Annotated in this window: 13 protein-coding genes; 3 read left to right on the top strand and 10 right to left on the bottom strand. The window is 45.6% G+C overall.

What is annotated here, in order from left to right:
• Window positions 1-515: 515 nt before the first annotated feature.
• The 5 genes from PN466_RS21555 to PN466_RS21535 all read right to left on the bottom strand — a co-directional run bounded on the left by PN466_RS21555 (window position 516) and on the right by PN466_RS21535 (window position 6,911).
• A complete protein-coding gene (locus tag PN466_RS21555) occupies window positions 516-1,577 on the bottom strand; it encodes an LOG family protein (protein ID WP_271943780.1) in 1,062 nt (353 codons plus the stop codon).
• 239 nt (window positions 1,578-1,816) lie between these two features.
• A complete protein-coding gene (trxA, locus tag PN466_RS21550; RefSeq protein WP_271943777.1) occupies window positions 1,817-2,194 on the bottom strand; it encodes a thioredoxin in 378 nt (125 codons plus the stop codon).
• A 704-nt stretch (window positions 2,195-2,898) separates the two neighbouring features.
• Window positions 2,899-4,062 (bottom strand): GuaB3 family IMP dehydrogenase-related protein, encoded by a 1,164-nt coding sequence (locus tag PN466_RS21545; protein WP_271943774.1) that lies wholly within the window; start codon window positions 4,060-4,062, stop codon window positions 2,899-2,901.
• A gap of 149 nt (window positions 4,063-4,211) precedes the next feature.
• Entirely contained in the window at window positions 4,212-6,149 is a 1,938-nt protein-coding gene (locus tag PN466_RS21540) for a flotillin family protein (RefSeq protein WP_271943771.1), read from the bottom strand.
• Window positions 6,150-6,242: 93 nt separating this feature from the next.
• Window positions 6,243-6,911 (bottom strand): OB-fold-containig protein, encoded by a 669-nt coding sequence (locus PN466_RS21535; protein WP_271943768.1) that lies wholly within the window; start codon window positions 6,909-6,911, stop codon window positions 6,243-6,245.
• A 230-nt stretch (window positions 6,912-7,141) separates the two neighbouring features.
• Here PN466_RS21535 and PN466_RS21530 point away from each other — a divergent pair, with 230 nt between their 5' ends.
• Together PN466_RS21530 and PN466_RS21525 are read left to right on the top strand one after the other, a co-directional pair.
• A complete protein-coding gene (locus PN466_RS21530) occupies window positions 7,142-7,375 on the top strand; it encodes a hypothetical protein (protein WP_271943765.1) in 234 nt (77 codons plus the stop codon).
• On the top strand, window positions 7,375-9,057 hold the full coding sequence (locus PN466_RS21525) for a WG repeat-containing protein (protein ID WP_271943761.1): 1,683 nt from the start codon (window positions 7,375-7,377) through the stop codon (window positions 9,055-9,057). The genes PN466_RS21530 and PN466_RS21525 overlap by 1 nt, the downstream gene beginning before the upstream one ends.
• Here the strand turns inward: PN466_RS21525 and lptC are convergent.
• From lptC to metG, 3 genes are all read right to left on the bottom strand, one after another.
• The gene (lptC, locus tag PN466_RS21520) at window positions 9,047-10,246 is read right to left on the bottom strand and encodes an LPS export ABC transporter periplasmic protein LptC (RefSeq protein WP_271943760.1); all 1,200 of its coding nucleotides are present in this window, start codon (window positions 10,244-10,246) and stop codon (window positions 9,047-9,049) included. The genes PN466_RS21525 and lptC overlap by 11 nt on opposite strands.
• Window positions 10,247-10,279: 33 nt before the next feature.
• Window positions 10,280-10,882: a LabA-like NYN domain-containing protein gene (locus PN466_RS21515; RefSeq protein WP_390890051.1), complete on the bottom strand. Its 603-nt coding sequence runs from the start codon at window positions 10,880-10,882 to the stop codon at window positions 10,280-10,282.
• A 93-nt stretch (window positions 10,883-10,975) separates the two neighbouring features.
• Complete coding sequence (gene metG / locus PN466_RS21510) at window positions 10,976-12,574, bottom strand: methionine--tRNA ligase (protein ID WP_271943758.1); 1,599 nt, start codon at window positions 12,572-12,574, stop codon at window positions 10,976-10,978.
• A gap of 372 nt (window positions 12,575-12,946) precedes the next feature.
• Here metG and PN466_RS21505 point away from each other — a divergent pair, with 372 nt between their 5' ends.
• Window positions 12,947-13,744 (top strand): alpha/beta fold hydrolase, encoded by a 798-nt coding sequence (locus PN466_RS21505; protein WP_271943756.1) that lies wholly within the window; start codon window positions 12,947-12,949, stop codon window positions 13,742-13,744.
• Here PN466_RS21505 and PN466_RS21500 read toward each other — a convergent pair.
• Both PN466_RS21500 and PN466_RS21495 read right to left on the bottom strand, forming a co-directional pair.
• Complete coding sequence (locus tag PN466_RS21500) at window positions 13,734-14,630, bottom strand: sensor histidine kinase (RefSeq protein WP_271943753.1); 897 nt, start codon at window positions 14,628-14,630, stop codon at window positions 13,734-13,736. The two genes, PN466_RS21505 and PN466_RS21500, sit on opposite strands and share 11 nt — an antisense overlap.
• A gap of 18 nt (window positions 14,631-14,648) precedes the next feature.
• Window positions 14,649-16,391 carry a sensor histidine kinase gene (locus tag PN466_RS21495; RefSeq protein WP_271943751.1) on the bottom strand — a complete coding sequence of 581 codons (1,743 nt, stop codon included), beginning with the start codon at window positions 16,389-16,391 and terminating at the stop codon, window positions 14,649-14,651.
• Between the last annotated feature and the right edge of the window lie 34 nt (window positions 16,392-16,425).

Below are 16,425 nucleotides of genomic sequence, written 5' to 3'. Positions count from 1 at the left end.
TCTGGGCCCTCTTTTGCTTGATGGTAGGCTACGCCCAGGGACTCTCTACTCTGGTGGGGGACTATCTTAAGGAGTCGGGGCATTGCTTTGCTTGGACACTCTTCATTTATATCGTAACTTATTCATCGGACTTGATATGAGTTGCCCAAAGACTTACCCCCTACTCCTCGACCCTGGATATCATCCCCAAAAAATAAAAGAGGAGTTGGAGAAAATCTATCCTGAGATTATGAGTAAGATCGAGATTGAGTTATGACAAAAACTTTCAGAGGCTCAAAAGAAAAATCTGGGTTTATGCCAGTCAAAGCTCGGTGGGTTATTAAAAGAAGTAATGCTGGGATGGAAAAGTGTAAAAGTCTCGTTAAAAACGTTGAGAGAACTTTAGAGAATGCTACTGCTAAAGTGAATCTTTGTTTTGTGAGACTCATGCTCAAGAGGCTGGCGACATCTTCAAAAGATCCTAAATGGGTTCTATAAGTAATTTAAGCAAGTCCTCATTCCCTATTCCCTATTCATTACTTCCGTTCTGGATGATTCTCCTCCTCAGAGGGTTGACCCATTTGGTTAATCCGGTTAATCATTTGATAAAGCCGTCCATGATCCCGTTGATTAAAGTGTAAGACCAATCGGGGAAGGTGATGATCATCATTGAGACGCTCTTCTGGTAAGGCTTTGGTTTTTTTGATTTGACCGCTCACTAAAATATCACTAAACTCTTGATTGAGCTGTTCTACCTCTGTATCCGAGAGTTCTGTATTCAAGCGAATCACGAATTGCTCGCGCACATAGCGACTTGAATGATAAATGCGATAAAATTGGGCGATCGCCTGACACGCCACATCTACCTTATCTGTAATCGTATACAGACTTAAATCTTCCCCATTAATCAAACGTTGGCTTAAGAGGTGATCTCTCAGATAGTTCTCCCATCCGTACCAATACTGACCTCCTGGTTTATCCAATAATACTAAAGGCATCGGCCCTGCTTTTCCGGTTTGGCAGAGGGTTAAACATTCAAACGCTTCATCTTGTGTCCCAAATCCTCCAGGAAACAAGGCTACCGCATCTGTTTCTCGCAAGAAGAATAGTTTACGGGTAAAGAAATACTTAAACTCAATCAGTTTATCTTCAGTTACAAAAGGATTAGATCCCTGTTCAAAAGGAAGCTGAATATTAAGTCCAAACGAGTGCTCTAACCCTGCGCCTTCATTCCCCGCTTGCATAATTCCGCCCCCACCTCCAGTCATCACCATAAAGCCCTGTTGGGCAACTTTCCCGGCAAATTCTAGGGCAATCTGGTATTCTGGGGCATGGGCAGGTAAACGAGCAGAGCCAAAAATACTAATCTTACGCACGTGGCGATAGGTAGAGAAGATTTGAAAGGCTCTTTCCATATCCTGTAGAGAAGCGGTTAAAATCTTCCAGTCTAAGCGGTCAATCTCTTCTCCTGCAACGGTTAGGATACTGATCAGAGCTTGTTCTATCCATTTGCCATGTTCTAAATGTGGCAATTGAGCTAAAAGATCTAATAAATCCGCTTTGAGTGTAGCGTGAGCATCTGAGGAGGATAAAGTCATCCGGAATTTACAGTTTGTGAGTAAACAGGAGTAAGCATGAGTAGACTAGGCTTCTCATTTGAGAAACCTAATCAAAACTTTGTGTCGTATCTTTTAGGTCTTATTTGTGGTGACCCTATAGATGCATTTAGAGCTGAGAACATATTCATCTCGGCATAGGGGCTTTTCACTTGGCAAGATATACCACCTCAGAAAAGCCCATTTGCCGAATTTCACCCATGACGTATTGGGCTTAGTCCTTATCCTTGCTCACCTTCAGGGGCACTCTCACTGCTATTTGAATCACCACTTTTTCCTAGATGTTTTTCCAACGTTGTAATCAAAGTGGTTTTAGGAACCGCACCAACCACCATATCGACACGCTGGCCATCTTTGAATATCATCAGAGTGGGGATACTGCGAATACCATACTTACTCGCCGTATTCGGATTCTCATCCGTGTTGACTTTCACCACTTTAACTTGCCCATCAAACTGTTCGGCTACTTCTTCCACCACAGGTGCAACCATGCGGCAGGGGCCACACCAGGGGGCCCAAAAATCAACTAAAACTGGAACTTGGCTTTGAAGCACTTCCTTATCAAAACTGGTATCTGTAACGGGTGCTGCTGCTGTCATTAGGGGTAATCCTTATCCTACATTGCACATCAGGAATTCTATCTTGGAACTCCCCAGTCTAAATTCTACCTGTTGGCAGACAGAACAAGGGAATTATTGATTTAAGAAACTTCCATTAGCTGGCAAGATTTCTCCCACCCACTAAGAATGGGGGTTCTCCTGTTGATGTCCGCGAAGTGGAAAGTGTAAATGTCCCTATTCTTTAGGGTATTCAATCCACATGCATCACTAATAGATGTAGCCAGTTTACGGTCTTTGATTAGCCTTTCCACATTTAAGTCTAGCCTTCGGCAAGCCGCTGGCGAGTCTACATAGACGACCCCATCGTCAGAGGTGATTAAGGAATATTCCAGTTTAGGGGTCTATTCCTTACGCTGTCTACCTAAACTCTTAAAGGTGTCTAGGTGTACCGCACTCTAGCTTTCTGAAATATTAACACAATTTAGCGCCAGAATAACCGGCAGCTTAAAAGCGGCTCTTAGCGTTCCTCCTAGAGTAATGATCAAAGGCCTGTAATCGATCAATCCGTTTAAATAAGAAACCGCCTGAACAGTTTGTTCAGGCGGAGTGTGGTGTGAGGAGTGAACGGAAACATCATGCGTCTCCGCTATACCCCATTGTAAACAACAGATTTGACTTTTCCCCAAATTCTGTACAAATTGTAGGAATCGTTCTCAGATTTCTTTCGTTGAGGAAAACCGGAGCTATTTGCCCATCCCCAGTTGTTGGGCTTTCTGATAAACTTTGCCTTCAGTCAGTAAGGAGGGGGCGATCACAACTTCGACTTGCTGCATTTCACGAATGGTCTGAGCGCCTAGGGTTCCCATGCTGGTTTTCATTGCACCCAGTAGGTTGTGGGTTCCGTCATCTAACTGAGCTGGACCTCGCAGGATTTGTTCTAGAGTTCCGGTAGAGCCAACCCGAATCCTGGTGCCTCTAGGCAATACAGGGCTGGGGGTAGCCATACCCCAGTGATAGCCTCGGCCGGGAGCTTCTTTGGCTCTGGCTAAGGGAGAGCCGATCATGACTCCATCTGCACCGCAGGCTAAACATTTACAAATATCGCCTCCGGTGATGATGCCGCCATCGGCAATTACGGGGATATAGTTACCCGTTTCTTGGTAATAGGTATCCCGTGCCGCTGCACAATCGGCGATCGCCGTCGATTGGGGAACGCCCACCCCTAAAACTCCCCGCGACGTACAGGCAGCTCCTGGCCCAATGCCCACTAAAACACCAGCAGACCCCGCTCTCATTAACTTCAAGGTCACCTCATAGGTCACACAGTTGCCTAACATGACTGGAATGGGCATCTGTTCGCAGAATTGTGCCAAGTCTAAAGGTGCGACGGACTCCGGGGAGAGGTGATCGGTGGAGACGACGGTTGCTTGGACAAAGAACAGGTCTGCCCCTGCTTCGGCTGCCACCTGACCGTATTTAATTGCTCCCACTGGAGTAGCACTCACTGCCGCGATACCCCCTTGATCCTTAATTTCTTTGACCCGTTTGGTAATCAGTTCTGGATCGATGGGTTGGGCATACAGTTGTTGCATCAAGGATACAAATTCGTCTTTTCCCACCGAGGCAATTTTGTCTAAGATGGGGTTTGGATCGTCGTAGCGAGTATTGATGCCTTCTAAGTTTAGGACTCCCATTGCGCCTAACTCAGATAAGGCTACAGCCATTTTTACATCCACAACCCCATCCATGGCACTGGCAATAATGGGAATTTCCCGTTCTATCCCACCCAAGGTTAGGGTCGTATTGGCCAAAGTCGGATCGAGCGTCCGAAGACCGGGTACTAGGGCGATTTCATCGATTCCGTAAGCTCTGCGGGCTGTTTTTCCCCGTCCAATTTGAATATCCACTGTCTCTCTTGCGTTTCCCAAAATAGATTTAATTAGCCTATCAAATTCACTTGAAAATAGGGAGTGGGGAGTGGGGGAATCGGGAGATGGGGAGTAAGGGCAAAAAGGGGGGGAGGAAATCAGGGCAGCTCATCTGCCCTGAATAGGGTTTAGCTGGCAGTGGGATTATCTGGCGCTGAGGGGGGTTTCATGGGTTGCCGCTTGGGTGGGGCGATCGCCTTTGATGGCTTTTCTGAAGCCGGTGCTGGGTTGGATACTTCCGTTTTAGGCTGGGAGTTTTGGCTGCTGGCTTCTGGAGGATTGGGGTTACGCACCATTTGGCTAATTTGTTGGAGCAGTGCCCCCAATTTTCCCTCGTCCATTAGGGCATTGACTAAGGATAAGCCACTGGTGGACATCAGGAGCTTGTTGATATCGCCCATGCCGTTGCCGTTGTTGCCATTGGCTCCCGGGAAAGAATAGATGCGGGTATCGCCCAAGATACCGGGTTGGGGCGTGAGTCCTTTGACAATTTCAGGAATATGGGGCGCTAGAGCGGGCCAGATTTCCGAGATCAGTTGGGCGGAGAGTTTGGCATCGGAGAGGGCATTTCTGGCTTCAATTAAGGCTTGTTCTCCTTGGGCTTCAGCTAACGCCCTATCCCGGTTGGCTTGGGCTAGGGTACGGATTGATTCAGCTTCGAGTTCTGCGGCTTGGCGGGCAATTTCGGCTTGTCTGCGACGACGGAAAACATCGATTTCAACTACGTTTTGTTCGGAGATCCGTTGTTTCTGAGCTTCTTTTTCCGCTTCGATCGCCGTTAGCCGTTGTGCCCGTTCCGCTTGTTCGATTTCTTGGGCGGTAATAACGGCGGCTTCGGCTTGGGCGCGTTCGGCATCGGCAGCCAACCGTTCCCTTTCTTTTTCTACAATGGCGATCGCCGCTTCCTGTTGGGCAATCTTCGATTCCCGTTCCGCCGCCGCAATTTCAATCTGTGCTTTAAGCTGGGACGATTCCACCATTTGCTGACGATTAATTTCGGCAACTTCAGATTCTTGTTTTTGCAGAGCTTGGGCAATATTCAACTGTTTATTGCGCTCTTCCAAAGCAATATTAGCATCAATTTGACTCTGTTGTACTGCTAACTGTTGCTGAATTTTTTCTTCTTCAACAGACTTGTTTTGCAACAATTTATTCCGTTCAATTTTCGCCAATTCTTGGTCTTTCGATTCTTGAATCTCCCGTTCCCGTTGAGCCGTCATCGATTCCACTTCTAATTTTTGATCTAACTTGGCTTCTTCTTTCTCCTTCGCAATGCGTAAGGATTGTTTTTCGGCATCCAGTTCCCGTTGCTCAATCAGAACTTTCGTCTTCAGTTCTACTTCCCGTTTTTGCTGAATGGATTTCTGAATCGTTTCTGTTCTCAGACGCACACCCTGAGCATCGAAAAAGTTATTTTCATCATAGGTATCGCTTTCTTCGATCTCAGAAATGGCAATGTTGTTGAGCGTTAAGCCAACTTTTTTCAAGTCCTGTTGAATCAGGTTTAAAACTTCATCCGCAAATCCCAATTTATCCGAGTCAATTTCAGCTAGACTTTTCTTTTTGGCAGCGGCACGAATGGCATCATCTGCACGTTTCTCCAGTGCTTCTTTAATATCAGTTGCTGAAATATTGCCTTGCTTCGATAAACGAGCCGCTACCGTTAAGACATCCTGTTTATCAGCACTAACACACACATAAAAGGTGACGCGCATGTTTGCCCTTAAATAGTCTTGAGTCCGCACCGCTAAATTACCCGTGCGTTCCACATCGATAGAAATTTCTCGTAAGGGAACGCGGGTGATTTCATGAAAGCCAGGAATGACAATACATCCCCCGTTGAGAAAGACTCGTTTTTGTTTAATGAAAACGCCCCCAGTCCGCACAAAAGCTTCGTTGTTAGGGGTAATTTTGTAAACACTTGTATAAGCAATAATCCCTAGAATTAAGAAGAAGACAAATCCCAAGGAACCACCAGCTAAAAGCATACCTGCCGATCCCATTTGGGCCAGGGGAGCTTGAGCGAGTATAGGTTGGGAGGGTTGTTCAATAATGGTTAGTTTCATATGAGTCATAGGTAAAACAATGGGATAGTTCTATTCTTGAATAGAGAGGATACACAACCCGAAAGTGTGGAGGAAGATTCACGGGTACTAAAACTAGCCTAGCCAGCGTTTTTGGTCTACACTATCTTTCACGACAGCTAGATAAAAAGGTTCAGAATATTCGATAATGATGACTTTATCGCCCCGTTGAGGAATTTGGGTTGCCCATTGGGGGAGCTGGACGTTAATACTGACTAAGTTATTAGCTGAATCGATCGCATCCACTTGGCCAATTTGCGTGGTGGGCTGTTGGGGGAGAGTGGGTGAAGCGACAGTTCCCAGGCATCCAATGAGGCGATCGCTACGGGTATCTTCCCCAAATGCCGTAAACAGTTTGCCAATAGGTCGAGAAATTAGACTTCCCCCGAATAGACTTAAAATTAAGGAGACGATTAAAACCACATTCCCGAATAGTCCGGTGGGAATTCCTAAGAGTAGGTTTAGAACCCATCCCAGAAGCCCCCAAAGACTGAAATCAATCGCCAATAATAGCAATAAGGGGGCTTTTCCTAAGCCTAACCATCCTAATGCTTGCAGAGCGCTAAAACCACCTTCAGCGTCTGCTTCTACGTCCATATCTAGGTCAGTATCCCAATCTGCATCAGCGTCAATGTCTACATCGCCATCACTATCTCCACCTCCAGAAAAAATGACCAGTAAAAATAAGACAACTCCTAAACCGAGAAAGATCCAATAGGGGAGATGGGCAAGGTCAAAGACCATATCTAAAAACCTGAAATTTGAGAAGTTTTGAAAACGGATATTTATCTCTAAGGTAGCAATTGATGAAGAATGCCAGGGGAAATATATAGATTATCTTAACTTCCATGGACTGAGCCGGAGAAGAGATCGCTTGTAATATTTCGTTAAATAAATCAGCAACTTCAGGGTTCCCTAGGTCTTATAATGAATGATAAGCAACTTTAAATATCTGGGCATGAGGATATTGAGTAATGATGGAAGTTAATGGGTTAATCGTTGGTCTCGTCTTGTGGATAGCCTATTCTTGGGTATTACTACAATTATTTAGCCCTCGCGATTCCTTTGTTCCTGAGAATTTGGCCTATGGCTATGGGGGAACTACGATTACCGTTGAATGTAGAGTAGTAACCCTTTCTGAGTCTTTAAGTTTGCCAGATCATCGCCCCGTCAAAGCTAACCGTTATTTACGATCGCCGATAACCTGATGTTTTCTGATATTGAAGCTCATTGGTCAAAAGCAGCGATCGCCCAATTAGCAGAATTAAACCTGGTTCAAGGGTATCCCGATCGCACGTTTCGACCAGAGGGTTTAGTCACTCGTGCTGAATTTGCCGTTTTGCTCTGCAATGTGTTTTCCAGTGCTAAACCCATTCGAGATCGGAAAAATTTTGTGGATGTGCCCCAAAGTCATTGGGCCTATGAAGCAATTCAAACCGCTGTTTCTAAAGGATTTTTAGTCGGTTATCCGGGTTTGGCATTTAAGCCAGAGCAACCCATTCCTCGGGTTCAAGTGTTGATTGCGATCGCGTCCCATTTAAAGTTAGAGATTCCCCCAACCGTTACCGTTAGCAAAACGAACCTCAAACTCTATTTTGATGATGCCCAAGAGATTCCCCATTATGCCCTACCTAAGTTAACCGCAGCATTATTTGGCTATCTCATTGTTAATTTTCCCGATCGCCGCAAATTGCGCCCTAATCAACCAGCAACACGGGGAGAAGTGGCCGCCATTTTATGTCAAACCCTAGGGATATGGAATACAGTTCCTTTATCTGCTATCGGAGGAGGAGAACATTGGGCGATCGCACCCAAATTTAGTCGAGCGTCTCATTTCTTTCAAGGCGTAGCCCTTGTTTCGGGTCAATTGGGCTATGATTTAATCAACCTCAACGGTCAACCCATTGAATTCGATCGTCACTATCAAATCTTAGAGTGGGGCTTTGAGATTGAGCGTGAATTGCCCACTTCAGACCCCCTAATTCCAGTCTCTACAGAGACCCATTCTGGGTTGAAGTATGGATATCTGAATCAGGAAGGAAATTTGGTCATTCCCGCAGAATGGGAGATGGCTGCTCCCTTTTCGGAAGGTTTGGGTTTAGTACAAAAAGAGGGAAAATCGGGGTATATTGACCCAACAGGTCAAGTGGTGATTGAACCCCAATTTGAATCGAGCGATCGCTTCTACAATGGCCGTGCTGCGGTGAAAGTGGGAGAAAAATATGGGTATATTGATACCACGGGAAACTGGGTAATTCCGCCAGAGTTAGAGCGGGGATATCGCTTTTCTGAGGAGCGAGTCGCGATCTGGAGCAATGGGCGTTATGGGTATCTGGATAACCAGGGAAATGCGATCGTTGAACCCCAATTTGAGCAAGCCGATCGATTTTCGGATGGTTTAGCCGTGGTGAGATTGAACGGCGTTTATGGATGTATCGATCGCACAGGCAATCTAGTCTTGGAAACACCTCATAGAATCCAAAAGTTTTCAGAAGGACTCGCAGCCATTGAAATGGGAGAAGAATGGGAGAAGAAATGGGGATATATCGATAAAACGGGAGACATCGCAATCGCCCCCCAATTTTACGGATTAGAGGATGTTCGCGATCGACCCTATTCTCCCGTAGAACCATTTTCTGAAGGTTTAGCGATGGTGAGATTCGGGCCAAAATGTGGATTTATCGATCAAACTGGAACGTTTGTAATTCCCCCTCATTTTAGCGATGCTAGTTCCTTCTCCCATGGGTTGGCACGGGTGACATTACAGGGAGAATGGTATCAAGAAGGACGGGGAAATACGGGATCGGGAATGCCCGCCGAATATGTAATCCTGTTTAGAGGCGGAACTTGGGGATATCTCCAATTAAACAGTGCTGTATCTAAGGGATAATCTCAGTTACCACTCTCGTGCGATCGCCACTGCTTACAGTAATATTTTGATCTTGTAACTGACCAAAGGCTCTGGCTCCTTGCAGAAACAAGGGGGGATTGACTTGACGATAGGTCACATTTCCGGTTGCTTCAACTTGTTCTGTTCCAAAAGACCAGGTGACACTTTCTGCCGATAGATCGGACTGATTTTTACCTCCGGTTACCCGGACATTTTCCGTTAAATAGGCGACTTTATTGCCTAAATCCACTGTACCGCGATCGCCCACTAAGGTCAGATTTTCATCCAGATGTTCTAAGGTAATGGTTTGATTGGCTCCCACAGACTCGGATTTGAGATCCCATGTCATGGAATCACTTTTGGCTTCTAAGGCTGGATCGGCAGCGGTTAATGTCACTTGATTCATCAAGGTGACCGATTCATTCTCTAAGTCTACTAAACTTCCCCCAGCTAAGGCGGTGTGGCTAGGAGACGTTTCTGGGATTTCAGTTAATTTTTGTTCTTCGTCTTCATAGTGCTTCACTTCTAGGGGAACCGATCCCACCACTTTCCGATCTTTCATTAACCAGACTAAGTGTTCCGTGGTCATCCGTAACTGAGGAGTACGGGTAATTGCATCTACATTGCCGATCAATTCCATTTGCCGTAAGCGGCTATAGACATTGACTTGATCGGCTTTGGCTTCGACCTGGGGATGGGAGCCAGTTAACGTATCTTTAACCACCAAAACATCCGCCTGGGGTCGCCATTCCAGTTCATTCCCTTCTAACACGACTTCATCTTCAATGGCGATCGCTTTGATATCCTCTTTGAGTAAAATCAAATTCCCATCTTGGTGAACTTCTCCCCGCTTCGCTTGCACTCGATAGACCAATTTTCCGTCTTGATACAATTCCCCTGACGGTTCTTCTACGGTGGCAATTTGTCGATCTTCACTATAGGTAGCTGACTTGGCCTCCACTTTCCAAAGTAACTGACCTTTATCGTCTCCTTGTTCTAGAGTGATGTCTTTAAAGACCAGTTGAATATCATCGGATGATTCTGCATCCGATGCTGCTTGCACGAGCTGATCCGGTGTATTCGAGCCACCACAACCCGATAAGGCGATCGCCAAAATTAAGGACAGCCCAGTTCCGATCCCTAGGTTAGAGATGCCAGCCTCAATGGGATTGCCAGTTTTCTTGCCCATGATCGATGACCTATGATTTCTGTACAGCGAAGATTATCGTTTTTCCTGTCGTTCATCCATCAGACTTAAGCTGGATAAGGGACGGTAGGAATAGGTGTTTTGCCGGGGGGTTTTCTGGATATCTTCCTTAATGCTCTCCAGATCGATATAGCGATCGGCCACATTAATTAAACTATCGCTGGTCATCGATCGCAAGCTCACCACCTCTACCCGTACCCCTCGATAGCTCACTGAATCCACTGCATACGCCAGATCTCCATCGCCACTGACCAATACCGCCGTATCGTAACATCCCACTAAAGCCATCATATCAACTGCAATTTCTACATCCAAATTCGCTTTTTTAGAACCATCTGGCAGTTGCACCAAATCTTTGGCAATCACTCGATAGCCGTTGCGACGCATCCATAACAAAAACCCCTGCTGCTTCTCGTTAGTGCGATCGACACCCGTATAGAAAAATGACCGTAACAACCGAGAACCATTGGTTAAGCGGCACAATAACTTAGTGTAATCAATTTCCATCCCCAGTTGCAGGGCAGCATAAAACAGATTAGAACCATCAATAAAAATGGCTACGGTTCCTCGATTGGAAAGCACTTGTTCTGGAGTACAGAGACTTTGATTTTGTTCCATCGATTCATACATCATTGTTATACCTCAGTTATTAAAATCTTATAGTTTTATGGTGGTTTGGAAGTGAAAGTAAAGCTCGTGATTATATCAAATTCACGCTTGAGTTAATTCTAAACGTTGGAAAACCGGTTTAGGGTTTCCTAGGGTTTGTTGAGCGGGTAAAATACCCCATTGGGCATGAGTGTCAAAGGGAATTTTCTTCTGAAGATCTACCATCTGATTAAAATCGACACTAAAGCCCAATTGATTATAGATCGCGGTGCTAATCTCAGGAATAATCGGTGAGAGAAGATAGGCGGCCAAACGAACAGATTCTAGCACCGAATAGAGAACTTCTGCGACAGCTTCTTTTTGCCCTTGTTTGTGCAATGTCCAGGGTGCTTGCTCATCAATATATTTATTGCTGCTTTGGACTAGACCCAGAATGGCTTCACAGGCGTGGGAATAAGCGAGGGCATTGTAACCAAGATCTACTTTTGACTTCAAGGAGGTTCCCAGGGTTTTGAGAGGGTTATCATCCAGAATCCGATCGCCAGATATAGCGGGAACTTGACCCTGACAATATTTTCTCGTCATGCCTAGTGTCCGATTGAGCAGATTCCCTAAATCATTGGCCAAATCAGCATTGAGAACATTAATAAATCGGGTTTCATTAAAATCCCCATCCTTACCAAACTCAATCTCCTTGAGAAAATAGTAGCGAACCGCATCAGCCCCATATTGATCCACCAACTCATAGGGATTTAAGGTATTGCCCAAGGTTTTCCCCATCTTCATCCCATCTTTCGTCAGAAAGCCATGCCCAAAGACTCGTCGGGGTAAAGGGAGACCCGCAGACATGAGCATCGCTGGCCAATAGACGGTATGGAAGCGGAGAATATCTTTACCAATTAGATGAGTTTGAATCGGCCACCACCGCCTTAGGGCATTCTCTAAACTGGGAGCATCTTCAGGATCGAGTAAGGCAGTAATATAGCCTAATAGGGCATCAAACCAGACATAAAGGGTATGGTCACTATCCGTAGGTACAGGAAATCCCCAATCGAGGTTAACCCGCGAGATGGAAAAATCTTGCAGTCCTCGAGTCACAAAGCTTAAGACTTCATTACGACGACTTTCCGGTTGAATGAAGTCGGGATGCTCATTATAAAATGCTTCTAACTGGTCTTGATATTTGGACAAACGGAAGAAATAGTTATTTTCATCTCGCCATTCTGTTTGTTTGTTGGGATGGATGGGACACCGGTGGTCGTCGAGTAGGTCTCGTTCTTCTTTGAATTCTTCGCAGGAAACACAATACCATCCCTGTTGAACCCCTTGATAAATGTCCCCATTCTCCCAAACTCGTTGGAAGAATTCTTGCACAATTTGATGATGTTTAGCTGCTGTTGTGCGACTAAAGCGATCGTACTGGATATTGAGCTTTTGCCAAAGCGTTTTAAACCCTTGGACAATTTCATCACAATGGCTCTGGGGGGCTTTTCCGCGTTCGTCAGCAGTGCGTTGGATTTTTAAGCCATGTTCGTCTGTCCCCGTAATCATCAAGACTTCTTCTCCCCGAAGTCTCCAGTAGCGAGCTAAAACATCTGCGGCAATGGTAGTATAGGCGCTCCCAATATGGGGCAAGTCATTGACGTAGTATAGAGGGGTTGTAATGGTAAAGGTCTTTTTTGTTGGATACTCAGAGTTCATGGAAGATTAAGATGACTTTTTTTAATGATCTGTTTTGTTGAATCAACCCGTCAGGTGATTTTATGGATTTTACTAAAGATTTTACTCAACTGATCAATAAAGGGAATTGATTATAATTGTAGCCTTAATCGCTCAGGTTGGTCTGGATGGCCAATTAATTCCAGATGAGACTAAGATAACAGACTGGAGAGGGCTAGAGAAAAGAGCAGCTTGTGGCTTCAAGCTTCAGGAGGAGCGGCTAATTAAGGGAAAAATAAGGGAATTCACAGGAAAAGTGCCTCATCTATGATTAGGATTAATTAATATTTCTTTAGGGATCAATGCATTTGTTGTTGATCTTGAATACCCAAGGCTATATTTTGATTTTTTCCTATGTCTAATGGTTCTCCTCATTTTCTCCAGTTCGGTGCGGTGCGTCCCGAAGCTGATTTATTGGTTTTCTTACCGGGTATGGATGGTTGGGGATCGCTGTTTGCTCGTCAGGCGCAAGAGTTGCAACAGGATTTTGAGGTGTGTGCTTTGAGAATTCCAGTGAATGATCGCCTCGATTGGGACGGATTGAGCGATCGCCTCATCCATTTGATTGAAGCTCAATTAGCTTCTGGAGTCAACCGGCAGGTGTATTTATGTGGCGAGTCTTTTGGGGGCTGTTTGGCACTAAAAACGGTTCTCAAAGCACCCGAATTGATTGCTCGTTTAATTTTGGTCAATCCCGCTTCTTCGTTCCATCGTCGTCCTTGGATGGCACTGGGGGAGTCCATTGTGCCTTGGATTCCGGATCGCATCTATAATGTTGGCAGTGTTGCTGTTTATTTTTTACTGGCTGCCCTGCCTCGGATCGCGCCCCAAGATCGCCAATCCCTTTGGTCTGCTCTTTGTAATGTGCCGGCTGATACCTCTGCTTGGCGGTTATCTTTACTGCGTCAATTTACGCTCGATGTCCAGGATCTTTACGAAATCACGCAACCAACGCTCATTCTAGCCAGCGGGAGCGATCGCTTGTTACCTTCAGTCTCCGAATCCCGGTATTTACAACAACATCTTAAAAATGCTCAAGTCATTGATTTACCCCATAGTGGTCATGCTTGCTTATTAGAAGAGTCCATCAGTCTTTTCAGTATTATTACTGATTGCGAATGGATCAAATTACCGACTTTATCTAGTCCTTAATCAGGATCGGTAATTGTTGCAGAGGAACCGTTAAAGTTACAGTCGATCCCAATCCTTCCCCCATACTAAAGAAATCAATTTCACATCCCATGGACTCCATCAATCCTTGGGAAATCGTTAATCCAATGCCCGTACCTTCGTATCTGGACGTATTCGATCCATCAACTTTGTAAAATGCCTCAAATAGCTTGTTTTGCTTGTCTAGAGCCACACCAATGCCGGTATCCGATATAATCAGCTTGACAAATCCAGGGTACTCGCGTCCTAGGGCGGAATATTTTTGAGGGATCGCTTGTCCTCGAATCGTAATTTCCCCCTCATGGGTAAACTTAATCGCATTACCGATCAGATTTAACATCACTTGTAGCAGTCCTTGATAATTACCCACCACGATCGCCTCATCTCGGGTCGGGGGAGCAGAAATACTATACTCTAAACCTTTCTCCTCGGCTTTAGATCGGGTAAACTTTTCTACATCTCTCAATAGCTCATCCAGATGGATTGAACTTAGCTCAATCGTCATTTCGCCAGCTTGGAGTTTCGCTAAATCCAGAAAGTCCTCGATATGATTCAACAGTCGCAGCGCTGAGTTATGAGCTTCTTGAACAAACTCCATTTGGTCTTCGGGATCGTCAGCCATACCATCAAGGATAAGCTTTAGAAAACCAATCATGCCATTGAGCGGTGTTCTAAACTCATGGGAAACCTTATTCAGAAGTTGCTGTTTAAGTCGTGAGGTTTCTTCGCTTTGCGCTCGGGCTGATTCGAGTTCTTCGTAAAGGATAGCATTGGCGATCGCCGCCATCACTGTTAACATCTCTGGATTAGAGCAAGCCCCATGCCGATGGTCAGAACTTGAACTGACTTCCAATCCTTTATCTACCATCAAACCCTCTCCATGATTTTACTCCTTCACAATTACGGGCAATTGTCCCAGGGGAGCCGTAAAGGTTACGGTCGAGCCTAATCCTTCTCCCATACTAAAGAAATTCACTTCCCCCCCCATGGTTTCAATCAAACGCTGAGAAATGGCTAATCCTAATCCGGTTCCTCCATATTGACGGGTGCGAGATCCATCCACTTGAGAAAAATTTTGAAACAGTTGCTCTTGCTTCTCCAAAGGTACGCCAATTCCGGTATCCGCCACACTCACCTTGACAAATCCTGGATGCTCCCGATCCCCAACTTGGAATTTCTTCGCGATCACTTCTGCGGTAATGGTAATGCCCCCTTCATGAGTAAATTTAACCGCATTACCGACTAAATTTAACAAGACTTGCAGCAGACGTTGATAATTGCCCGTAATCATCACTTCATCGCGGGTTGGGGTGCGACTGATTTCATAACTTAATCCTTTCGTTTCTGCTTGAGGTCGGGTAAAGTTGTCCAGGTTCGTCAATAATTCATCCAAATTTACCGGACTGATATCGATCTGCATTTTTCCGGCTTCAATTCTGGCCAGATCCAACACATCATTAATCAAGTTTAAAAGATGCAAGGCAGACTTATGGGCTTCTTGCACCCATTCCATTTGCTCTTCGGGATCGTCAGCCATCTCATCTAGGATCAGCTTCAGAAACCCAATCATTCCATTGAGGGGGGTTCTCAGTTCATGGGACGTATTGGCCAAAAATTCACTTTTCAGTCGAGAGGCTTCCTCCGCTTGTTCTCTGGCTAATTCTAGTTCTTGGTAGAGCGTAGCATGGGCGATCGCCGTTCCCACTTGATCGGCCAACTCCCTCACCAACTCTATCTCTTCGGCGGACCACAAATAGGCTTGATCCGGGTCGGATCTGATGGGAGGGGATAACAACAGTAACCCATTGGGGCGATCCTTATAGCCGGTGGCTACAGCTAACCGAGACTCTAAAGACTCCTTATCCTCTGATTCTACCCAGGCTAAGGGGTCTAGGCTCGATAGGGCATCAATTAAGGGAGAATTCTTCTCTAAGGGAAGCAAACGGCCCACTTGGGAATGGCCCCCTTGATGGGTATAGTGGGCAACCACTTTGAGGTGTTCTGTCTCTAGGCATTTTTGGGCGATCGCACAGCTTTCTAAGTTTAAAGCAATACCCAAGCCTTCCACCGTCTGATTGCAGATAGTTTCTAAATCTAGCGTCCGTCTAATTTTGCGGGTGATCCGAGTTAGAAGCGTCTGATAATGATCGCTGGTTTTGCGCTCTCCCTGCTGCGGTGGATCTGAGCTACTGGCAAAGGATTGAGACCCTACAGCGCTCGAGAGGAGTCGCCCAAGAACCAAAACTTGATTGGCTTTCAAGGGAGAGGTTAGCACTGGAGTGACCACCAGATCGAAGAGGAAGTAGCATTCTCCATACTGAAAGGGATAGCTAAAACGATCCGGTAATTTATTTTCCAAGACTTGGCGCACTCGATCCAAATAGGCATCGATGGGAATGGGGTAGAGGGTATTTTCCATCAATTGCCCCACCAAGCTCTCAGGAGCTAAATCGTAGCGTTCCCCTTGAGTCCACTGAAAGGCTAGATACTCACCAGAGGTATTATGGATAAAGCTTAATTCAGCACCCAATTCGGACAGACTTGGCGGTGTTAGGTCTCCCGTCTCTAGATGATTAGAAAGGCTGGTTTCGTTTAGGGTCGAAATGGATGCATGGGAGGAAGCATTCATGAGTTGGTGTCGGTGAATTGAACAGACATTTGAC

The sequence above is a fragment of the Roseofilum reptotaenium CS-1145 genome, assembly GCF_028330985.1.
GTDB classification, from domain to species: Bacteria; Cyanobacteriota; Cyanobacteriia; order Cyanobacteriales; family Desertifilaceae; genus Roseofilum; species Roseofilum reptotaenium.
Note: the sequence above shows the minus strand (reverse complement) of the source record. Positions and strands in the feature narration are given on the sequence as shown.

Bases quoted from the DNA above. Each gene is read 5' to 3' on its own strand.
- PN466_RS21530 (WP_271943765.1), top strand. From the start codon at position 7,142: ATGATGGAAGTTAATGGGTTAATCGTTGGTCTCGTCTTGTGGATAGCC.
- PN466_RS21535 (WP_271943768.1), bottom strand. From the start codon at position 6,911: ATGGTCTTTGACCTTGCCCATCTCCCCTATTGGATCTTTCTCGGTTTA.
- PN466_RS21555 (WP_271943780.1), bottom strand. From the start codon at position 1,577: ATGACTTTATCCTCCTCAGATGCTCACGCTACACTCAAAGCGGATTTA.
- PN466_RS21525 (WP_271943761.1), top strand. From the start codon at position 7,375: ATGTTTTCTGATATTGAAGCTCATTGGTCAAAAGCAGCGATCGCCCAA.
- PN466_RS21540 (WP_271943771.1), bottom strand. From the start codon at position 6,149: ATGAAACTAACCATTATTGAACAACCCTCCCAACCTATACTCGCTCAA.
- lptC (WP_271943760.1), bottom strand. From the start codon at position 10,246: ATGGGCAAGAAAACTGGCAATCCCATTGAGGCTGGCATCTCTAACCTA.
- PN466_RS21505 (WP_271943756.1), top strand. From the start codon at position 12,947: ATGTCTAATGGTTCTCCTCATTTTCTCCAGTTCGGTGCGGTGCGTCCC.
- PN466_RS21515 (WP_390890051.1), bottom strand. From the start codon at position 10,882: ATGGAACAAAATCAAAGTCTCTGTACTCCAGAACAAGTGCTTTCCAAT.
- PN466_RS21500 (WP_271943753.1), bottom strand. From the start codon at position 14,630: ATGGTAGATAAAGGATTGGAAGTCAGTTCAAGTTCTGACCATCGGCAT.
- trxA (WP_271943777.1), bottom strand. From the start codon at position 2,194: ATGACAGCAGCAGCACCCGTTACAGATACCAGTTTTGATAAGGAAGTG.
- metG (WP_271943758.1), bottom strand. From the start codon at position 12,574: ATGAACTCTGAGTATCCAACAAAAAAGACCTTTACCATTACAACCCCT.
- PN466_RS21495 (WP_271943751.1), bottom strand. From the start codon at position 16,391: ATGAATGCTTCCTCCCATGCATCCATTTCGACCCTAAACGAAACCAGC.